This is a genomic window from Acinetobacter lwoffii (assembly GCF_024129735.1).
Taxonomy (GTDB): Bacteria; Pseudomonadota; Gammaproteobacteria; order Pseudomonadales; family Moraxellaceae; genus Acinetobacter; species Acinetobacter lwoffii_H.
The window spans coordinates 1-19,729 of sequence record NZ_JAMXXK010000032.1 but is presented as its reverse complement, the minus strand read 5'-3'; the positions used below and the strand labels follow the sequence as shown (position 1 = coordinate 19,729).

Annotated in this window: 18 protein-coding genes, 1 pseudogene and 1 riboswitch; of the genes and pseudogenes, 10 read left to right on the top strand and 9 right to left on the bottom strand. The window is 43.0% G+C overall.

Features of this window, described 5'->3' with window-relative positions:
• Positions 1-1,824, top strand: a complete 1,824-nt coding sequence (locus NI469_RS10185) for an acyl-CoA dehydrogenase (RefSeq protein WP_253175069.1) — start codon at positions 1-3, stop codon at positions 1,822-1,824.
• Between the two features lie 54 nt (positions 1,825-1,878).
• On the opposite strand, the gene NI469_RS10180 is transcribed toward NI469_RS10185, so the two are convergent.
• Positions 1,879-3,093, bottom strand: a complete 1,215-nt coding sequence (locus NI469_RS10180) for an alkane 1-monooxygenase (protein WP_253175067.1) — start codon at positions 3,091-3,093, stop codon at positions 1,879-1,881.
• Between the two features lie 188 nt (positions 3,094-3,281).
• Here NI469_RS10180 and NI469_RS10175 point away from each other — a divergent pair, with 188 nt between their 5' ends.
• On the top strand, positions 3,282-4,232 hold the full coding sequence (locus NI469_RS10175; protein ID WP_253175066.1) for an AraC family transcriptional regulator: 951 nt from the start codon (positions 3,282-3,284) through the stop codon (positions 4,230-4,232).
• A gap of 2 nt (positions 4,233-4,234) precedes the next feature.
• On the opposite strand, the gene lpxB is transcribed toward NI469_RS10175, so the two are convergent.
• Positions 4,235-5,407, bottom strand: coding sequence for a lipid-A-disaccharide synthase (lpxB, locus tag NI469_RS10170; RefSeq protein WP_253175061.1), 1,173 nt, complete (start codon positions 5,405-5,407; stop codon positions 4,235-4,237).
• A 387-nt stretch (positions 5,408-5,794) separates the two neighbouring features.
• Between lpxB and NI469_RS10165 the strand changes: the two genes are divergently transcribed.
• The 3 genes from NI469_RS10165 (at position 5,795) to NI469_RS10155 (ending at position 8,493) form a co-directional block, all read left to right on the top strand.
• The gene (locus tag NI469_RS10165; RefSeq protein WP_253175059.1) at positions 5,795-6,685 is read left to right on the top strand and encodes a sulfite exporter TauE/SafE family protein; all 891 of its coding nucleotides are present in this window, start codon (positions 5,795-5,797) and stop codon (positions 6,683-6,685) included.
• Between the two features lie 127 nt (positions 6,686-6,812).
• Positions 6,813-7,904 carry a 3-deoxy-7-phosphoheptulonate synthase gene (locus NI469_RS10160; protein WP_253175057.1) on the top strand — a complete coding sequence of 364 codons (1,092 nt, stop codon included), beginning with the start codon at positions 6,813-6,815 and terminating at the stop codon, positions 7,902-7,904.
• Between the two features lie 64 nt (positions 7,905-7,968).
• Complete coding sequence (locus NI469_RS10155) at positions 7,969-8,493, top strand: protein tyrosine phosphatase family protein (protein WP_224216612.1); 525 nt, start codon at positions 7,969-7,971, stop codon at positions 8,491-8,493.
• Between the two features lie 2 nt (positions 8,494-8,495).
• Here NI469_RS10155 and ispF read toward each other — a convergent pair whose 3' ends face one another.
• Positions 8,496-8,984 carry a 2-C-methyl-D-erythritol 2,4-cyclodiphosphate synthase gene (gene ispF / locus NI469_RS10150; RefSeq protein ID WP_253175055.1) on the bottom strand — a complete coding sequence of 163 codons (489 nt, stop codon included), beginning with the start codon at positions 8,982-8,984 and terminating at the stop codon, positions 8,496-8,498.
• 100 nt (positions 8,985-9,084) lie between these two features.
• On the opposite strand from ispF, the gene NI469_RS10145 reads away from it, so the two are divergent.
• A complete protein-coding gene (locus NI469_RS10145) occupies positions 9,085-9,738 on the top strand; it encodes an A1S_1983 family putative colistin resistance protein (protein ID WP_004731201.1) in 654 nt (217 codons plus the stop codon).
• Between the two features lie 82 nt (positions 9,739-9,820).
• Here the strand turns inward: NI469_RS10145 and NI469_RS10140 are convergent, their stop codons facing one another.
• From NI469_RS10140 to NI469_RS10115, 6 genes are all read right to left on the bottom strand, one after another.
• Complete coding sequence (locus NI469_RS10140) at positions 9,821-11,065, bottom strand: D-amino acid dehydrogenase (protein ID WP_005246134.1); 1,245 nt, start codon at positions 11,063-11,065, stop codon at positions 9,821-9,823.
• 135 nt (positions 11,066-11,200) lie between these two features.
• Positions 11,201-11,288, bottom strand: a riboswitch (glycine riboswitch).
• 300 nt (positions 11,289-11,588) lie between these two features.
• Positions 11,589-12,497: an AEC family transporter gene (locus NI469_RS10135; RefSeq protein WP_253175053.1), complete on the bottom strand. Its 909-nt coding sequence runs from the start codon at positions 12,495-12,497 to the stop codon at positions 11,589-11,591.
• 125 nt (positions 12,498-12,622) lie between these two features.
• Positions 12,623-13,144: a GNAT family N-acetyltransferase gene (locus NI469_RS10130; RefSeq protein ID WP_338149855.1), complete on the bottom strand. Its 522-nt coding sequence runs from the start codon at positions 13,142-13,144 to the stop codon at positions 12,623-12,625.
• A gap of 66 nt (positions 13,145-13,210) precedes the next feature.
• Entirely contained in the window at positions 13,211-14,305 is a 1,095-nt protein-coding gene (aroC, locus tag NI469_RS10125; protein ID WP_004280471.1) for a chorismate synthase, read from the bottom strand.
• A gap of 13 nt (positions 14,306-14,318) precedes the next feature.
• The gene (gene prmB / locus NI469_RS10120) at positions 14,319-15,329 is read right to left on the bottom strand and encodes a 50S ribosomal protein L3 N(5)-glutamine methyltransferase (RefSeq protein WP_044108320.1); all 1,011 of its coding nucleotides are present in this window, start codon (positions 15,327-15,329) and stop codon (positions 14,319-14,321) included.
• A 204-nt stretch (positions 15,330-15,533) separates the two neighbouring features.
• Positions 15,534-15,920, bottom strand: a complete 387-nt coding sequence (locus NI469_RS10115; RefSeq protein ID WP_039902247.1) for a hypothetical protein — start codon at positions 15,918-15,920, stop codon at positions 15,534-15,536.
• Between the two features lie 200 nt (positions 15,921-16,120).
• On the opposite strand from NI469_RS10115, the gene NI469_RS10110 reads away from it, so the two are divergent.
• The 4 genes and pseudogenes from NI469_RS10110 to NI469_RS10095 form a co-directional block, all read left to right on the top strand.
• Positions 16,121-16,429, top strand: coding sequence for a hypothetical protein (locus NI469_RS10110; protein WP_004731213.1), 309 nt, complete (start codon positions 16,121-16,123; stop codon positions 16,427-16,429).
• 160 nt (positions 16,430-16,589) lie between these two features.
• Positions 16,590-17,966, top strand: coding sequence for an ABC1 kinase family protein (locus NI469_RS10105; protein ID WP_243474989.1), 1,377 nt, complete (start codon positions 16,590-16,592; stop codon positions 17,964-17,966).
• A gap of 246 nt (positions 17,967-18,212) precedes the next feature.
• Positions 18,213-19,499 carry an acyl-CoA dehydrogenase family protein gene (locus NI469_RS10100; RefSeq protein ID WP_253175080.1) on the top strand — a complete coding sequence of 429 codons (1,287 nt, stop codon included), beginning with the start codon at positions 18,213-18,215 and terminating at the stop codon, positions 19,497-19,499.
• Positions 19,500-19,522: 23 nt separating this feature from the next.
• Positions 19,523-19,639, top strand: a pseudogene (locus NI469_RS10095) (acyl-CoA dehydrogenase family protein); the annotation flags it as partial.
• Positions 19,640-19,729: the final 90 nt, after the last annotated feature.

Here is a 19,729-nt window from a genome sequence, read left to right as displayed (position 1 = left end):
ATGCTATCTCAAGGATTGCACATTCAGGACAGTACCGTGACCCAACTGATTAATGATAAAGATCTTCATTTCCAACTTTATGACGTATTCAAACTTGAAGCGCTGACTAAACTGCAACGCTATCAGGATCATGACAAAAATACTTTCGACAGTATTCTAGAAACGGCAAAAGGTATCGCGACTGATTATTTTGCGCCGCATAATGCCAAAGCTGATCAACAAGAACCGAACTTTGATGGAAAACAGGTCAAAACCATTGATGAAGTGAAGACAGCCTGGCAACAGTTTGCCGATGCCGGCCTGCTTTGCGCCCAGCATGATTATGCAGATGGTGGCATGCAACTGCCTACTTTGGTGAATATGGCCTGCAATGCGTACTTCATGTCGGCCAATCCGTCCACCGTGGCTTATTCTTTTCTAACAGCCGCTGCGGCGAACCTGATCCAGGCTTTTGCCTCCCCACAACAAAAGCAGATATTCCTACCACATATGTTGAGTGGCCGCTTTGCCGGCACCATGGCCATGACCGAGCCGAATGTAGGTTCCTCTTTGGGCGATCTGACCACTAAAGCCATTCCTCAGGCAGATGGAATTTATAAAATTAAAGGCCAGAAAATGTTTATTTCGGGTGGCGATCAGGACATTAGCGAAAATATTGTGCATCTGGTCTTGGCGCGGATTCAGGATGCGCCGCAAGGCGTGAAAGGAATTTCCCTGTTTATCGTACCAAAATTCAAAACCAACGAGGATGGTTCACTCGGTGAAGCTAATGATGTACAGCTGGCTGGCTTACTGCACAAAATGGGCTATCGAGGTACTACATCTACAGTTTTAAGCTTTGGAGAAAATGATAATTGCTTAGGCTATTTAATTGGTGAACCCGGTCATGGCTTAAAATATATGTTCAAGATGATGAATGAAGCACGTGTGGGTGTCGGTCTGGGCGCAGCCATGATTGGTTATCGTGGCTATCTGGAATCTCTGGATTATGCTAAAAACCGTCCGCAAGGCCGGCCAGTTCATGAAAAAACACCTGACTCGAAACCAGTAAATATCATTGAACATACCGATGTCAAACGCATGCTACTGGCGCAAAAGTCATATGTAGAAGGTTCGCTGGCACTTTGCTTATTTGCAGCCCGATTAATTGATGAACTTCAGGCAGCTCAAGATGAAGATAGTGCAATTCTGCTTGATCTCATCACCCCGGTGGTCAAATCTTTCCCTTCTGCCTATGGTCCGAAAGCCAATGATCTGGCTATTCAGGTCCTGGGCGGCGCGGGTTATACTCGTGAATATCCGGTGGAGCAATGTTACCGTGATAACCGGCTCAATCCGATTCATGAAGGAACTTACGGCATTCAATCTCTGGATCTGCTGGGACGTAAACTCTGGCAGCATAATGGCAAAGGGCTCAATCTGCTCATGCAGCGCATCCAGAAGACCTTGTCAGAGATTCATGAACCTAAGATAGTGGAACTCGCAAAGATCTATAAACAGCATCTTGCCACTGTGCAAAAGACTACACAGATTTTAGGCCAGGCCTTGCATCAAGGCAAAGTCAGCGAAGCTTTGGCCAATTCAGGCCTGTATCTGGATATGATGGGCAAAACCATCCTGTCCTGGCTATGGCTGGAAATGGCGAATCAGGCTCAACTCAAGTTTGGCACATCTTCGCAGGCAGAAGATCAGACTTTTCTGGCAGGGAAAATTCAGGCAGCTCAATATTTTATTCGTTGGGAACTCCCTGAAATTGAGCATCAGGCCAAATTACTGATGAATCTGGATGATACTTGCCTGAATATGCAAGCCGACTGGTTCTAGGCAGAATTCATCAAAAAATGCGCCTTTGTCGGCGCATTTTTATTTTTTAATTCATTAAGCTGCAGAGTCTTTTACACCAAATTTTTTAAACAGCTTGGCACGCCTGGAAGGCAAAATATTGGCCTTGCTTAAATCGCCCTGATAATGCTGATATACCCGCTGATCCATGATTTTGTACCATAAAGGTGGAATCAAGGCGGGAATCAACATGGTTGCATAACCGCTCGGTAATTCTGGCGCTTCATCAAAATGCCGCAATGCCTGAAATGGCCGGCTTGGAAAAGCATGATGGTCAGAATGGCGCTGTAACTGGTATAAAAACAGATTGGTCACGATATTATTGTTATTCCAGCTATGCTCCGGCAAGGTTCGCTCATAACTGCCATCCGCTTTCTGTCCGCGTTTTAGTCCATAGTGTTCAATATAATTCACAATCTCAAACAGGCTGACGCCATAAAATGCCTGTGTCAATGTATAAGGAATAATTTTCTTGCCATACGCCTTTAGCATCAAGGCATGATAACCGGCACTCATGGCCCAACCATGAAACAGCTCATTTTCCTGACTAAAGAATTTCAGGCCTTTACGCTCGAGCCGTCTTTTTTCAATCCGGATTGCAGATTTTAATCCGCCTATTACGGTACGTGGCCAGAAACGGTAAAAAGATTCACCCATTTTCGAAGATGCCGGATCTTCAGGCGTGGCTACCCGTTTATGGTGTCCATAAGGATGTTCAATCCGGAAATGGTTATAGCCCAAAGGCATCAGGCTGGCATGAGACCAGTAATGGTCTTTTTTCTGGGGACGATGGCTGAGTTCATGTGCGGTATTCACCCCCACACCATTAATCGCACCCATAGAAACTCCAAGCAGTATCTGATCCAGCAAAGACACATTCGGGCGGCTTACGACATAGCCGGCAAAGGCATTGGCTGCCATTTGCAAGGGAATAAATGCTTTTACAATGCGGTCATAATAAGGATCGTTAACCAGTGCCTTGATCTGCTCATCATTTGGATTATTGGCATCATCGCCAATCAATGTGTCCAATGTCGGAATGATTACATGCAGTAATAAAGGCCCGCCCATCGCAAAGATTTTTTGAGTAGCTTTGGGACCAAAATGATAACCGGCCAGAATTCCCATTCCGATTACAGGCAGACCTGGGCTGAGCAACCAGCCAAAACGTTTTTTATCCAGCTTTACACCTTTTAGTGCCGACGCTTCCTGCGTAAACTGCGCTTTCTGGATTTGTGCAGGGGCATTCATTGCGGCCTTCCTTTTTTATGTTACTCTGCACTTATAGTTGAATATTTCAGCAGTAGCGAACAGTATTCAACGTCCAGAAAAGCTATGTCAGCGTCTTTGGCACATGCTGCCAAATTCTGGCCTATAATCACAAAGTTAAAATATTTATAGTCAATTCAATGAAATAAAACAGAAGAATAGAGTTAGGCATGGATGCTTTAAGTAAAATTTTTGATGATATTCATCTGGAAAAATCGGAATATCTTTATCTGAATGTATTTCATCCAGGCGGCTTTGATTATCAGCATGAGCCTTTTATGCTGGCCTATATCCTGTTACAGGGACAGGCCCAATTAAAGTTCATAAATGGTGATCGGCTGGAGCTGCAGCAAGGTGATCTGGTGCTATTACCTGCAGGTTCTGCCCATCATGTTTCCTGCCCAGACAATGCCGATTTTTCTGAGCACCATGCGATTAATCCTTATTTTCAGAGCAATATACAGCAATGTATTGATCTCAATCGGGAAAATTCGGCGGAGCATAGTTTCATACTGGCTATTCGTTCTAGCTTGGATATCCAGATGGCCAAACCTCTTTTGAGTGCATTACCTAAATACCTGCATATTCAACATATTCTGGGTGATACCGCACCGGAATGGTTACAGGTCGGCTTGCAATTTCTTGCACTGGAAACCCAGCAGCTTCGTCCCGGACGTGACAAAATTCTGGATCATCTGGTCAGTATTTTACTGATTGAATGCGTGCGAGATTATATTTTAAACCTGGAAAATGCCTCGAGCTGGCTGAATGCTCTTTCGCATCCGGAATTATCCAATTCACTGACGGCGATTCATGGCAAACCTGAGCAGTCTTGGACTGTGGAAAGTCTGGCCGAACAATGTCATATGTCACGTTCTAAATTCGCCCAGTTGTTTACCCAGATTGTCGGTGAGCCGCCCCTTGCCTATCTGCAACAGCACCGCCTGCGTCTGGCAGCGCAATATTTGAGAAATAGTGGATTTGGTATCCAGCAGATCGCTTATCTGGTTGGTTATTCATCCGAGACGGCGTTTAGTCAAAGTTTTAAAAAACAGTTTGAACTGACGCCGACCCAATACCGGCTGCATTGTCAGAAAAATCAATCTTTATTACCAGACTAAAATTACTGGACTAATGCCAACACTGCTTTGACCGGGTCTTCGCTATTGCCAGAAAGTAGCTGCTTGTGCATGGTGATATGCTGCATAACCTGAATCTGCGCTGCTTCAATATCCATCAGTTTTTCAATTTCAGCTGCCAGATTTTCAGGTGTAGCAGCGGATTGGATGAGTTCTTGAATCACTTTTTTGCCAGCAATTATATTTGGTAATGAAAAATATGGGATTTTTACCAGTAATTTGGCAATTCGATAGGTCAGCCAGTGCAATTTATAAAAAGTCACCATCGGACGGTGCAGCAACATCGCTTCAAGCGTTGCAGTTCCAGACGCCAGTGCAATAATATTGGATGCATTCATGACCTGACGGCCAATTTTGGATTCAGCGCTGGTATTTTCCATCAAGCGAATTTGGGTTTTTAAGCTCTCAGGATAAGTGGCCAGTAAACTTTCGATTTGCTGCTTGCGTGCATCATTAATCGCAGGAATCAGAAAGGTATAATCTGGATATTTTTGATGCAGAATATTGGCTGCATCCAGAACCAAAGGCCCCAAACGTTCAATTTCACCACGACGGCTGCCCGGCAATAAGGCAATATATTTCTGACTTGGATCCAAGCCTAATTCTGTCTTAGCTGCCAGAATTGGATTTTCAAGCGGCAACTGACTGGCCAATGGATGTCCAACAAAAGCTGCTAGCACATCCCATTGCTTGAAAAAGGCTTTTTCAAATGGAAACAGGCAGAGCACCAGATCAATACTGGCTTTAATCCCATGCACACGACCTTGACGCCATGCCCAGACCGAAGGACTGACGTATTGCACCGTTTTAATCGGTAACTGTTTTTGTTTAATGGTTTTTGACAAACGCAGGTTAAAATCAGGCGCATCAATCCCGATAAAAATATCGACCGGATCTTTAGTCCAAGTTTCCACCAGACCATCACGAACAGCAAACAGTTTTTTAATATCTTTTAAAACTTCGACAATGCCCATCACCGATAAAATATCCATCGGATAATAGCTTTTAAAGCCTTCCGCGATCATTTGTGGACCACCGATACCTTCAAATTCAGCATCAATGCCTTGCTCACGAAAACGGCGAATCAATGTTGCGCCAAGCGTATCTCCAGAGACTTCACCGACCACGATTCCAATTTTAAGTTTTCGATTTAGCAAGTGGGTTTCCTCTCAGATCCGCATGGAAATTTATTGAATCGGGATTCTAACATAATCCTGTGGCTATTCCGGAAGAAGCTTAAGTATCTTCTCATTTTAAGAAACCCACCGTTTAGAATGACTTAGTCAATGATCGAACTTGCATAGCAAGAATTAAATCGACATTTACAGGTAAATTCAATTAGACAGAAATGAGGCAAATCGGACAGTTGAAATTAATCATCATATTCGCACTTTATACATAACCCAGCGAATAAATATGAAAGATCACCTAATATTCTTCATCTAGCTTTATCTTTTTTATGCATAAGTAAATCAATAATCAAGACAACGACTTATATCCAAAAGTCATAAGATATGCTCGTTTTTTGATTTTGGCATATATGCATGTTTGGTCCGATTGAATTTATTTTAGCAGGCATTCTGGTAGGTTTTTGTGTAGGTGTCACTGGTGTGGGTGGTGGTTCATTGATGACGCCCATTCTTATCAGTTTATTCCGGATTGAACCGCATATCGCAATTGGTACTGACCTGCTCTATGCCGCGATTTCAAAATTCTGTGGCTCGTTTGTGCATGCCAAGAAAATGAATATTGTCTGGCCGATTGTGATCTGGCTGGCCGTTGGCAGTATTCCCGCATCTTTTGCAACGCATTGGGTTCTTGATAACTATCTGAGCCAATCAACGCATTACAAGGCCGTCCTGACCATGGTATTGGGCTTTATGCTGACCATTACCGGCTTATCTATTCTGTTTCGCACCCAGATCGAAAATCTTTTCAATAAATACAGAAAACAAGAACTGCCGGATATGACGCAGGATCTGGAAAAAGTGAAGCTGCAAGCCAAAGAAAAGCGTGTAGCCATTATTATCATGGGCATTATCTTGGGTATATTTGTCACGCTCTCTTCAGTGGGAGCTGGTGCATTTGGTATCATGGCACTTGTGGTCATGTTCCCGAATCTTCCAATGATTCGTATCATTGGCTCTGACGTGGTGCATGCAGTGGTACTGACACTGGTTGCAGGGCTGGGTCATATGTCTTCAGGCAACGTCGATTTCATGCTGCTCATGTGGTTATTGGTGGGTTCTATTCCAGCGATTATTGTCGGCACTTTACTCAGCTCACGTATGCCGGAAAAACTGATCCGCAAAATTTTAGGTATTACCCTATTTGCGCTGGGCGTGAATTTCATAATTAATCCTGTGAAATCAAAACCGGCTCAACCTGCTGAAACAGCAATGATAATTGTGAGCCCAAATTCCCCATCCGTTTAAGTTAACTATCCGATTCATCACTTTTTTTTCAAAGAAGTATTCATCTTTTTTATAACAAAGTGACGCATCATTCATGTTATATTCGGGCTATTAAACAACCTTTTGTATGATCGAACCAGTGACGGCAATGAATACACAACAGTCAAATCCTATTTCAGCATCAGATATTGATGACGTGAATATCCACAGCATGATTCCTCTTGTAACCCCTGCCGAGCTTAAAGCAGAGTTACCGTTGACTGAAACTGCTTATCAAACCGTACTGCATGGTCGTGAAACGATTCGTAAAATTCTGGATGGTGAAGACAAACGCCTGTTCGTGGTAATTGGCCCTTGTTCTATTCATGATCCGGCGGCGGCACATGAATATGCTGAACGCTTGAAAGTGCTGAGCGAAAAAGTGAAAGACAGCTTATATATCGTGATGCGAGTTTATTTTGAAAAACCACGTACTACCGTAGGCTGGAAAGGCCTGATCAATGACCCGGATATGAATGATTCATTCAATATTGAAAAAGGTCTGCGTATCGGTCGCAAGTTGTTACTTGAACTGAATGAAATGGGCTTGCCATGTGCGACTGAAGCACTTGATCCAAACTCGCCACAGTATTACCAAGACCTGATTTCATGGTCAGCGATTGGTGCACGTACCACAGAAAGCCAGACGCATCGTGAAATGTCTTCAGGCCTTTCTTCTCCGGTTGGCTTTAAAAATGGTACTGACGGCGGGTTAACTGTCGCGACCAATGCGATGCAATCGGTAAGACATGGCCATAGCTTCCTCGGTCTAAATGATCAAGGTCAGGTGGCTGTCATTCGTACTTCAGGTAACCCATATGCGCACGTGGTGTTGCGTGGTGGTAATGGTAAACCGAACTATGATGCAGGCTCGGTTGCAGATGCAGAAGCCGCGCTAGCCAAGGCCAAAGTCAGCACCAAGATCATGATTGATGCCAGCCACGCCAACTCTAACAAAGACCCGTACCTGCAACCACTTGTACTTAAAAACATTTCAGAACAAATTCTTGATGGAAACAAGTCAATTGTTGGTATTATGGTAGAAAGTCATCTTAAGGGTGGTCGTCAGGACATTCCTGCAAACCTAAGTGATATGGAATACGGTCAATCCGTTACGGATGGCTGTATCGACTGGGAAACGACTGAAAAAGTCTTACTCGACATGCATGAGGCATTGAAAGACATTTTACCTAATCGTTAAATGATCTGACAAACGCCATCGCCAAGATGGCGTTTGCATTTCTAGAACAAGGAAAATTTATCTGATGAATGATATTGAAACGGCATTAAGCCAGATTGAGAATTTTCAGTTCATACACGAACATCTGTTTAGCTCCGGTCAACCGACCACTGCCCAATTACAGCTAATGAAAGAATACGGTGTATCTACAGTCATCAATGTGGCGCTGACCGATAGCGAACAGTATCTGCCGCATGAAGATAAAATTTGCCTTGAGCTGGGACTAAACTATATTCAGGTTCCAATTTCCTGGGAAACCCCTTCAGACAATCAATGTCTGCTGGTACTGGACCTGATCGATCATCTGGTAAAAGAGCAAATGGTCTGGGTACATTGTTCGCAAAACTACCATGTCAGCTGTCTGATGTATTTATATCGTCAGTACTATATGGATATGGATTTGCCTACAGCACAAGAACACTTGCATCAGATCTGGGAACCGAATGAAACCTGGACCGGTTTAATGCATGCGGTTGCCCTACAGCTACAAGGCCGTAAAGCAACGCAGGAACTGGAACTTTCCTTGATTAATCCAAATTATTTTGCTTGATTTTATTTACTGTGGCTCAATAACACGGTTGCCATCGACATAATGCCTTCCTGACGACCGGTAAAACCTAACTGTTCAGTAGTGGTGGCTTTAATACTGATTTGAGTTACATCAACATCTAAGACATCTGCAATACTTTGACGCATCGTCAGATTGTGCTTAGCCAGTTTTGGACGTTCACAGGCCACGGTAATATCGGCATTATTCAGGTGATAGCCACGATCCAGAATCAGCTGATAGACATCCTTGAGTAGTACCCGGCTATCTGCACCTTTAAACTCAGGATCTGTATCCGGAAAATGCTGGCCAATATCTCCAAGCGCCAATGCACCCAACAAAGCATCACAGAGTGCATGCAGCACCACATCACCATCCGAATGTGCTTTCAGACCTTGAGTATGCGGAATTTGAATGCCTGCCAAAGTGACAAAATCACCTTCTTCAAATGCATGCACATCCAGACCCTGGCCAATACGAATTTGTGCGATCACCTTATACATCCTTTAGAAATAGCCCATTGAAATCTTGTACACTTGCTTTCTATTTCGCTATAGTTAGACCAAGCGTAACACAGTGAAAGTATAAGCGATCATGCTACTGAAAACTGATATAAATATGTTGAAAATAATTGGCCTGATGCTCGGCCTGGGGATGATTTCTACGGGTAGCTCGGCGATCACAATGGACTGTAGCGATTACAGCAAAAAAACGCCTGCCATGAATAAAGTCTGCTCAGCATCGTTGGCTGAATCTCGTGAAAAAATCACAGACCAATACTTTACTGCTTTTCTGATTACTGATGCACCTGTGCGCTTATTGCAAGATAGCCAACAACTATGGGCGACCCGCTTACAGCAATGCAAAACCATAGATTGTTTAAAACAGCAGTTTGAATGGCGTTTAGATGATTTAAATGTCTATATTTCGCTGAATCAAAGTCTGACCCAGCATTATATCAAGTTTGAACAGGGACAAATCGCCAAGCAACCTGTTCATCTCAAGATTCATCAACTGACCAAAGACCGGATCAAGGTTGAAGGTCTTGCCTATCGTAATCCGAATAACCGGGCTGAGAAGCAGATCATTCCTTTTTTAGCCTATACTACGCCTGAGACAAAAAACCAGATTACCGATAACGAAAATGACTGCCGCTATGAATTTAATTATAGTAAAGCCATTTTAGCGGTCAGTAGCCAGCAAAAAGGCTGTGAACGTTTTACCGGTATTTATCGACTATATGATTGATTTATTTTCAAAATATTATAATTTATTGTCATATAAAATGAGATTTTTGGTGTAAAAAATAGCCCGCAAGCGGGCTATCAATTTAAGCTGGATAGTATTGCGCAATTTCCTGACTGATCATTGCGGCCGTTGCAGCTGATAAAGTCCAGCCCAGATGACCATGCCCGGTATTGTAAAAGACCCGCTCATGTTTGCCACGGCGTACCACAGGCATCATATTTGGCATCATTGGGCGTAGACCCGCCCACGGCACGACATGCTCAGTACACAGGTCAAAATTACGATTGGTCCAGTCAATTAAAGGTTGAATTCGGTCAGCACGAATATCCCGGTTATAGCCATTAAACTCGGCTGTTCCTGCAACACGCAAACGATCCTTGCCTAGGCGTGACAAGACAATTTTCGCACTTTCATCTAGCAGACTGACCCAAGGTGCGTTGTTCTGGCTCTGCTCATCATTCAGTTGCACGGTAATCGAGTAGCCTTTGACTGGATAGACATTGACTCGTTCACCAAGTATTTCAGCCAATTGATAGCTGCCAACCCCTGCACAGACCACAATGGCATCTGCATTAATTTCCAGAACATCCTCTGGAGAGGAATGGACATTTTCAGTACTAGGTTTGCATTTAACCCGAATATTCTGAGCCTGATGATCAACAACAAAAACATCTTGACCAAACTCAAATTTCACGCCTTTTTGCATACAGGCTTTGGCCAAACCGGTACTAAATTTATGAATATCCCCGGTGGCATCGCTCTGACAGTAAAATCCTGCATAATAATCGCCAGTTAATGCAGGTTCGATCTGCTTGATTTCTGCATTGGAAATGGCATTGCGCTCCAGACCACCGCTACACAACAGATCATTGACTTTGATCGCAACATCATAATCCGTCTTGTTATGATAAAAATGTAAAATGCCGCGTTTTTCCAGATCGAAATCAATATTTTCTGTTTCGGCAATTTCAAATAAGCGTGCTCTTGCCAGTAAAGCCAGCCGTACCGTTTCTCGGGTATTGGCTTCATAATGTTTGATATTGCCCAGAAATTCCATGAGCCAGCTGTATTTATGTATACTGAAAGAAGGATTGAGCAAAAGTGGTGCGGTTTTTTGTGACATCCATTTGATGCCTTTGAGTACCGTGGCTTTCTGGTTCCATACTTCGGCATTACAGGCAGAAAGCTGGCCGCCATTGGCAAAGGATGTTTCCATTGCCGGATATAGATGCCGATCAACCACGGTCACTTGATAGCCTGATAATGCCAGCTCATAAGCTGTGGTTACTCCAGTAATCCCGGCCCCAATCACCACGACATGACGCATAGACACCTCCTTGATTGTATTGATGTCTTTTCCCATCTGTCATGTGTACCTGAGAGCTTCGGTAGATACATTGCACATCAATGCGGCCACCTTCCCCTTCGGTGAGTGATTGAACACTTCTCTCCAGAGTCTTTATCCATTATCACAGTCCTTTTGCCTGAGAGTTTCCTGGGACCTTGCTCCTTCGGCGAATGCAGAAGCATTTCTCTCCTGCAATAATGTTTTATTATCATGAGCAATTTATATACCATTTTTAGGAGAAACACAGTTTTTATTTATGTTAATTCACGTGAATTTATCCATGATTCTTTTTTTTAATTAACAGTATACATGTGTGATAGAGGATATTGCCTAGATATTAAATTTTTAGATTTTGCTGCCGTAAGTAAAACGAGTAAGTTCTACCCTTTATAAAATTCCAGAACTTATTTAATTTTGGCGCTTAAATAAAATTTAACCTTTTTTCTGCTTAGGCTATTTTAATAATTCAAAATGTAGAGTTTTCCTTATCCATTTTAGAATTTTAGATAAGCCAAGAAAGCATCAGTACTAAGCTTACTGCTGCGACCACTGTTTGTACACTGATAATACTGGCCATTAACTCGCTATCGCCGCCATATACCCGGGTTAAAACATACGAAGCTGAGGCGGTAGGAAGTGCAAAGAACAAGACCAAAACCTGAGTAGTTAATGCATCAATCTGGAAAATTTTACACACTAAAAATGCAATCAGCGGCATTCCGAACAGGCGGCCAAAGGTTATCAGGCTGAGTGGCAACACATCACGCTGAAAACCCTGAAACTGTAAGGCTGCTCCCACACACATCAAACCGAGCGGCAAACTGCACAGTGCAATCTGTTTAAGAAACTGCTCTGCTCCAGTCCAGAGTGACAAACCGGAAAGATTAAATAAACCACCCACCACACAACCTAAAATTAATGGATTTTTAGACAAATCCAGGATGATTTTTTTCAGCTGCATATCGTGACTACGGGTAAATGCCAGCACCGATAAGATATTCACCAAAGGAATACACAGCACCATGATCACCGCGAAGATGGTCATACCTTGCTGATGAAATAAGGCACTAACAGCAGCAAGGCCAATATAGGTATTAAAGCGCAGCAAGCCCTGAACATAGACGCCGAAACGCGCATAAGATATCTGGTAAATATGACGCAAAATATACAGTGCAATACTGACCACAGCCATTATACTAAATACGACAAGCACTACATCCTGAATGACATCCATTTGAATCTTGGCAGTGGCCAGATTTAAAAACAGCATCACCGGAAACAGTGCATAATAATTTAACTTTTCTGCGCCTCGCCAAAAATCATCACTCAACCATTGCCTGCGCTTAAGTAAATAGCCAAAGCTGATCAGTCCGATGAGAGGAAATAAAGAAGTTAAAATAATATGCAGCATATGACATCCTGGTCTGTTTTCTGCCTAATCTTAAGTCACTTAGACTGAACAGAAAACTTAGCATGTTCAGGAGCTTTCCCACTACTCAATTTAAGCAGTAAAAAGCTTGAATTTTCATCAACTAATCATATTGATTTGCTGATTTTTTCTAAAATCAGCAAATGTAACGGAATCAACGGTTCTCCGACATTTTGATCCAGTGGATATGCTTTAATCTTTTCAGTCAGCTGATAGCCACGGCGCTGATAATATGCCAGCAGTTCAGTACGCACATTTAATACTGACATCTGAATCACTTTCTTCTTAAATATTTCGAAAATATGGGATTCGGCAAAGTCCAATAATTGCTTGCCATAACCCGAGTTTTGCTCAGCAGGTGCAACAGCAAAGCTTCCAATCTCTGCTACTTGCTGTCCTAAGCTCACGCCAATACAACCAAGAAGCTTATTATCAATTTCCAACACAAAGAGCTGAAAATTTTCTAAATTGAGCAAGTCATATAACTGTTTTTCTTGAATACGATCACCTTGGATCATTCCTGCCTCAGTCGTCCATCCATCCAGAGTACGATAAGCTGTATTAATCAGTATGGTAAGTTGCTGAATATCAGCCTTGCTTGCCAATCGTATATTTTTATAGTGATTCATTTTATAAATAAAAAAGTCAGACCGAAGTCTGACTTTAAAACAATTTCACTTTAAAGTTAAAGCAAATTATTTAGGTTCAATCGGTGCAAATGGCGCAACAACATCGGCATTTTGCGCACGGTGACGCATGAAATGATCCATGAGCACAATCGCCAGCATCGCTTCAGCAATCGGGGTTGCACGCACGCCCACGCAAGGATCATGACGGCCTTTGGTCAGTACATCAGTATCTTCACGCTCAATATTGATGGTTTTACCCGGCGTGGTAATAGACGCAGTTGGCTTCAAGGCAATCGCAACACGAATGTCCTGACCGCTAGAAATACCACCTAGAATACCGCCAGCATGATTGGCCAGGAAGCCTTCTGTGGTGAGTTCATCACGGCTTTCATGACCAAACTGTTCAGCGACGCCAAAGCCATCACCGATTTCTACACCTTTAACGGCATTAATCGACATCATGGCATGGGCAATATCTGCATCTAAACGGTCAAATACAGGCTCGCCCCAACCCACAGGTACTTTAGATGCAATGATCTCGAGTTTAGCGCCACAACTGGTGCCTTGCTCACGCAAAGACGTGACCAGCGCTTCAAAACGTGGTACTGCATCCACGTCACCACAGAAAAACGGATTGTTTGGAACTTCATTCCAGTCCAGTTTTTCTGCTTTTTCTGTACCGATTTGGGTTACATGACCACGAATCTCAATGCCAAATTTCTCAAAAAGGAATTTCTTGGCAATGGCACCCGCTGCAACACGCATTGCCGTTTCACGCGCACTTGAACGGCCGCCACCACGGTAATCACGGAAACCATACTTTTGGGTATAGGTATAGTCGGCATGACCCGGTCGGAATGTCTGCGCAATATTGCCGTAGTCTTTCGATTTTTGATCCGTATTACGAATTAACAAACCAATTGAAGTACCGGTGGTTTTACCCTCAAACACACCGGAAATAATTTCTACTTCATCTGGTTCTTTACGCTGGGTTGCAAATTTCGATGTACCCGGCTTACGGCGGTCCAGATCCTTTTGCAAATCAGCTTCAGTCAGCTCAATGCCGGGTGGAACCCCATCGATGATGGCCATCAGGCCAACACCGTGAGATTCACCACAAGTCGTTACACGGAACAGTTGCCCTATACTATTACCTGCCATGTCAAACGACTCCTTATGCTTGAATAGACTGAATAAATAAATCGCGGTAAGTACGGCATTGCTCTGCAGTCAATGCAAAGATACCAGTACCACCTTTCTGGAATTGTAACCAGTAGAAATCGACTGAATTAAAGTTTTGGCGCATTGCCCATTCTGAGTTACCCACTTCAATCACGATCAGGCCATTCTCAGTCAGATAATCTGCAGCTTGAGCCAGCATTTTACGCACCAGATCCAGACCATCCTGACCTGCAGCAAGCGCAAGTTCAGGCTCATGATGGAATTCCTCAGGCAAATCAGCCATATCTTCCGCATCGACATACGGCGGATTAGATACGATTAAATCGTATTGATTTTCGGCTGGAATTTTTTCGAACAAATCCGATTCAAGTAATGCGATCTGATATTGCTTGTCATGATGCTCAGTATTGATTTGCGCAACTTCCAATGCTTCTTTAGAAATATCGGTGGCATCTACTTCCGCTTCAGGGAAAGCATAAGCCAAGGCAATTGCGATACAGCCGGAACCGGTACACATATCTAGAATGCGTTGTGGTGTCTTCGGATTCGGGTTTTCCGGCAAGTTATTCACCGCTTCACCCATTTGACCATGTTCGCCCAGGCAATACGGGGCGAAACGGTTTTGAATCAGTTCAGCAATCGGTGAACGTGGAATCAGCACACGCTCATCAACATAGTAGGGTTTGCCGTCAAAGTAAGCCAGGTTCAATAAATATGAAGTCGGTACTTTTTCATTAATACGGCGTTCCAGCAGACTTAAAAATTCGGCTTTTTCACTTGGTAATAATTTGGCATCTAGAATCTCAGCGTCCGCTTTCCACTCTAGAGACAGGGTTTGTAAGACCAAGGCTGAACTTTCAGCAAAATAATCTTCTGTGCCTTGGCCCAAATGTGCATCGTATTGACGTAATGCTGTAACCCCAAAACGAATAAAATCACGAATGGTGGTTAAATTTTCAGCGGCTTCCTGCATGTGTTCAGGGCTAATAGTCGGTCGATCCACTTAAGGCGTCTCCAAGGTCATTTTTTTAAACGCCTTATGATACCTTGTTTTGCCTGCTTTTATAATGCTAAAAGCAGGAAAAACACGAATTCTCTACGCCCACAAAAATTATAAAACTCCTGTTTTTGTGAGCGATTATTCAGATAAATGTTTACTTTATTCAGGGATGTTTCTGTTAAATGTCGATGCTAATACTATGATGATTTATCGGAACCCGGACGCATAAGAGCGGGATTGATAAAGATTGGCCTGATCCATAATCAAAGCCAGCATACATTGACCTTGCTGCTGCTTGGCATATTTTCCTGACATTCTAAAGTTACATTGCTGGGACAGTTTACGTTCCCACAATACATGCTGACTGCGGATAACTGCAGTCTGATTCGGATTCAATTTAAAATAAGTTTTATAGTTTTTCTTCAAACGTTTATTATGAACTTTCAGCTCTTTTTCCAAGCATTTTTCAGCTTTGGGTGTATTACCATAACTAAAATTCATGCACTGTGTATATTCCTTAGAATACCCAACAGCAGCTTGTGTCTGAACCGAAGTACCCGCAAAAATTGCAACTAAAAACCATGCAAGACGCATAACTTCCCCTTGACCGAAACCGGTACAATCCCAATAAATGTTTAACAATCAATATTGTTTAAATTATCCACTGATATTAACGCAGTCCAGACAAAAATCCTATGCCTTTCTCGGAATGAAAGATTAAACAGTTGCACAATTGAAAATTGGCACATGACCCACATATAATCCGCATTCAATCTTCAAATGAGCCCAGATCTATGAGCTATAAGCACAATAATCTTATGGCGATGCGCCAGAATTACTGGAATGATAAAGCCTCCAGTCAGGTGCAGCAAGAAAAGGTATTTTTGCAGTCGACCTTAGTGCAACATGGCGTATTTACCGATGCGACATTGGACGATGCTAAATATCTGTTTTTTGGCTTGCCAAGTATTGTGATTGTAAAAGGCTATGCTTTGGGCTTCATGCATGACAGCGTACAGCGCCTGATTCATCAACATATTCAAACAAATAAACAACAGTTACAACAACGATCCGAATTAAAAATCCAATTTCAAATGGCATAATGCCCTGTCTAAACTGATACAAGTTGGTGAATAAATGAAAGCTTGCCTAGCTTTTACTATGAATTCAGCGGCTTAAACTTTTTTAATACGTGCAGAAACGCTACTATCCCTTACAATGATTTATTCTGCTTCATGCTGATGATGAAAGGATCGAGTTTACATGTCAGATCAGAACGATAAGCTTAAACAACTGAAAACCTCCTCTATGGATCGACGCTTATCGATCGCAAAGGCATCCTTGCTGGCAGGCACGCGTTGGGCGGCTTCTAGTGCAAGCTCCATATTCTCAAGCGAAGAAGAAAAAGAAAAGAAACGTAAAAAAGCCATGAAAGAACAGGCTGATTATCTGGTGGCAGAAATTGGCAAGCTAAAAGGTTCTATCGTTAAAATTGGCCAGATGATGGCACTGTATGGTGAGCATTTTCTCCCAGAAGAAGTCACTCAAGCTCTAAATACCCTGAACAATCAGACGGTGGCATTGGCATGGCCAGCCATCAAGACCCAGTTACAGCAACAACTCGGTTCAAAACTCGACGATCTCACCATTGATCATGAACCTTTGGGCACAGCTTCTTTGGCACAGGTACATCGCGCTACCCGAAAATCTGATGGCATGGAACTGGTGTTAAAAATTCAGTATCCGGGTGTGGCAGAAGCGATTGATTCCGATATGAGCCTGTTTAAAAACATGCTGAAATTGACTCGCATCGTGCCGCAGACCCGCGAATTCGACCAGTGGTTCGATGAAGTCCGTGAGATGATGCACCGTGAAGTAAATTATCAGATTGAAGCAGATACCACGCGTCGTTTTGCGGCGCGTTTAAAAGATGATCCTCGTTATATCGTCCCAACCATTATTAATGAATATTGCTCAGATCGTGTGCTATGCATGACTTTTGAACGTGGTGTGCCGATCAATAGCCCGGTAATGTTATCCCTGCCCCAAGAACGCCGCAACCTGTTAGGTGAAGCGTCTCTGGAAATTGCAGTGCGTGAAATCTTCGAATGGGGCGAGATGCAAACCGATCCGAACTTTGGTAATTATCTGGTTCGTCTGGGCAATGGCGCAGATGTGCACGACAAGATCATTCTGCTCGACTTTGGCGCGATCCGCCAGTTTGACCAGCATCTGCTCAGTGTTGCGCGTAACCTGATCCAGGCAGGCTATCATCATGACTCGGATATGATGGTCAAGGCGATGACTGGTTATGAGTTTTTTGATTCGATTCCGCAAAGCATCAAACCGGATATGGCCAAAGTCTTTTTACTGGCCACCGAAGCGTTTAGTTCACCGCTAAATAATCAAGAATTGCCAGCTGGCATCATGGATGAACATAATCGCTATGACTGGAAAAAAAGCCAGCTGCATAGCCGTGTGATGCAACAGGCATCGAGATCTATGGCTTCACGTTATTTCAGTGTTCCACCCAAAGAATTTATGTTTATTAGCCGTAAATTTATTGGTGCCTATACCTTTATGACCGTGATTGATGCCAAAACCAATGTGCGTGCCATGATTAGACATCATCTCTCTTAAAATAAAATCTGCATTAAAAAGACCCGGATGATTTTGTCATTCGGGTCAATTTTTAGACATATTCGATTTTTTATATTTTTATCTTTCTTTTATTTTTCATTAATTTATTCCTCCATTTCTTCAATCCCCGAAACCTAAAAATTGTCAATCATTCGTGTCAGGGATGACATGGTTTTATCTCTGAGTGCATGTCAGTATTAAAAAAAATAACGTGACAACACCTTTAGGATAATCAGAATGAATAATATGGTGAATAAAGCCCAAGGATTTGGCTTGTCCATACTGACCAAAATCGCGGGTAGCGAAGTATTAGACCAGTTAAAGCTGCGGAAATTTGTAGAAAAATCACTTTATCAAAGTTCAAAAGTAGGATTCAAAACCCTGAGTCAAACCCAGAAAATCGTGAAATCTGGCCAGAAGATTCAAAAACAGCGTCTGCCGCATCAGTCTAAATCCTTATTTGATCTAAACCTGACTGAAGAACAGCAAATGACCTGTGATGCCATGCAGCAATTTGCCCAAGAGGTGCTGTATCCCTTGGCGCATGATGCAGATCAGCATGAATTATTTCCCCATGAACTCTGGCAATACAGCACTGATTTAGGTTTGAATTTCTATGCCCTGCCTGAAGCATTGGGGGGCGTTGCATCGGAACAGAATATAGTTAGCAATATTTTAATCGCTCAACATTTGGCTCAGGGTGATTTCAGTCTGACGGCTGGCTTACTTTCGACTTTTAGTGTCATTAATGCCATTACCCGCTGGGGCTCAGAGCAGATTCAGTCAGAATATCTGGGCGCTTTCGCAGAAAATCCTGAGTTAAAGGCCACCTTTGCAGTACAGGAAGAAACAGCAGCGTTTAACCCGGAGCAACTTAGAACCAAGGCTGTTGCACATCAGGGACATTATCTGATTCGAGGTCAAAAGACCTTGGTGCTCTTGGGAGAAAGTGCCGATCTATACCTGGTCAGTGCTGATCTGGATGGCAGAGCTGAGGTCTTTGTGGTGCAACGCGACAGTACCATCACTGCGAAAAAATCGCCGGCTATGGGTTTAAAGGCCACTGAAACAGTCACGCTAAAATTTGAAAATACTCCGGCATATCGTCTGGGTGATGAAGATTTTGATTATCGTGCATTCGTAGATTTGGGCAATTTGATGTGGTGTGCGATGGCGGTGGGCACCTGTGAAGCAGTCAAAAAATACTGTGTGCAATATGCCAATGAACGTATCGCTTTTGGTGAACCGATTTCCCATCGTCAGAGTGTCGCCTTTATGATTGCCGATATGGCCATTGAAATTGATGCGATGCAAATGTTGATCTTGAATGCCGCCAGTCTGGCTGAATCCGGTCAAGCTTTCCATCGTGAGGCTTATATAGCGCGTCTGCTCTGCGCAGAAAAATCCATGAAAATAGGCACCGATGGTGTACAGATTTTAGGTGGTCATGGCTTTACCAAAGAACATCCGGTAGAACGCTGGTATAGAGACTTGAGAGCCACTGCCATTCTCCATTCTGGCTTGCATACCTGATCAGAACATAAAGAAGAACAATGATGAATCTACAAACTCCAAAAAAATTTAAGCTTTTAATTGATCAAGCACATGAAGTTGCCCTCAATGTTTTGCGTCCTATTTCACGTAAATACGACAAGGCTGAACATGCTTATCCGGTGGTGTTTCAAAAAGTATGCTGAAAAAAAGCAGGTTGGATTTTGATAAAATAGAGAAATGCGAATAACTCTAGAAATCAAGTGTCCAGC

Excerpts from the sequence above, each read along its gene's own strand:
- NI469_RS10185 (WP_253175069.1), top strand. The coding sequence starts at position 1 with ATGCTATCTCAAGGATTGCACATTCAGGACAGTACCGTGACCCAACTG.
- NI469_RS10180 (WP_253175067.1), bottom strand. The coding sequence starts at position 3,093 with ATGAATGCCCCTGCACAAATCCAGAAAGCGCAGTTTACGCAGGAAGCG.
- NI469_RS10175 (WP_253175066.1), top strand. The coding sequence starts at position 3,282 with ATGGATGCTTTAAGTAAAATTTTTGATGATATTCATCTGGAAAAATCG.
- NI469_RS10165 (WP_253175059.1), top strand. The coding sequence starts at position 5,795 with ATGTTTGGTCCGATTGAATTTATTTTAGCAGGCATTCTGGTAGGTTTT.
- NI469_RS10160 (WP_253175057.1), top strand. The coding sequence starts at position 6,813 with ATGAATACACAACAGTCAAATCCTATTTCAGCATCAGATATTGATGAC.
- NI469_RS10155 (WP_224216612.1), top strand. The coding sequence starts at position 7,969 with ATGAATGATATTGAAACGGCATTAAGCCAGATTGAGAATTTTCAGTTC.
- NI469_RS10145 (WP_004731201.1), top strand. The coding sequence starts at position 9,085 with ATGCTACTGAAAACTGATATAAATATGTTGAAAATAATTGGCCTGATG.
- NI469_RS10140 (WP_005246134.1), bottom strand. The coding sequence starts at position 11,065 with ATGCGTCATGTCGTGGTGATTGGGGCCGGGATTACTGGAGTAACCACA.
- NI469_RS10135 (WP_253175053.1), bottom strand. The coding sequence starts at position 12,497 with ATGCTGCATATTATTTTAACTTCTTTATTTCCTCTCATCGGACTGATC.
- NI469_RS10130 (WP_338149855.1), bottom strand. The coding sequence starts at position 13,144 with ATGAATCACTATAAAAATATACGATTGGCAAGCAAGGCTGATATTCAG.
- aroC (WP_004280471.1), bottom strand. The coding sequence starts at position 14,305 with ATGGCAGGTAATAGTATAGGGCAACTGTTCCGTGTAACGACTTGTGGT.
- NI469_RS10115 (WP_039902247.1), bottom strand. The coding sequence starts at position 15,920 with ATGCGTCTTGCATGGTTTTTAGTTGCAATTTTTGCGGGTACTTCGGTT.
- NI469_RS10110 (WP_004731213.1), top strand. The coding sequence starts at position 16,121 with ATGAGCTATAAGCACAATAATCTTATGGCGATGCGCCAGAATTACTGG.
- NI469_RS10105 (WP_243474989.1), top strand. The coding sequence starts at position 16,590 with ATGTCAGATCAGAACGATAAGCTTAAACAACTGAAAACCTCCTCTATG.
- NI469_RS10100 (WP_253175080.1), top strand. The coding sequence starts at position 18,213 with ATGGTGAATAAAGCCCAAGGATTTGGCTTGTCCATACTGACCAAAATC.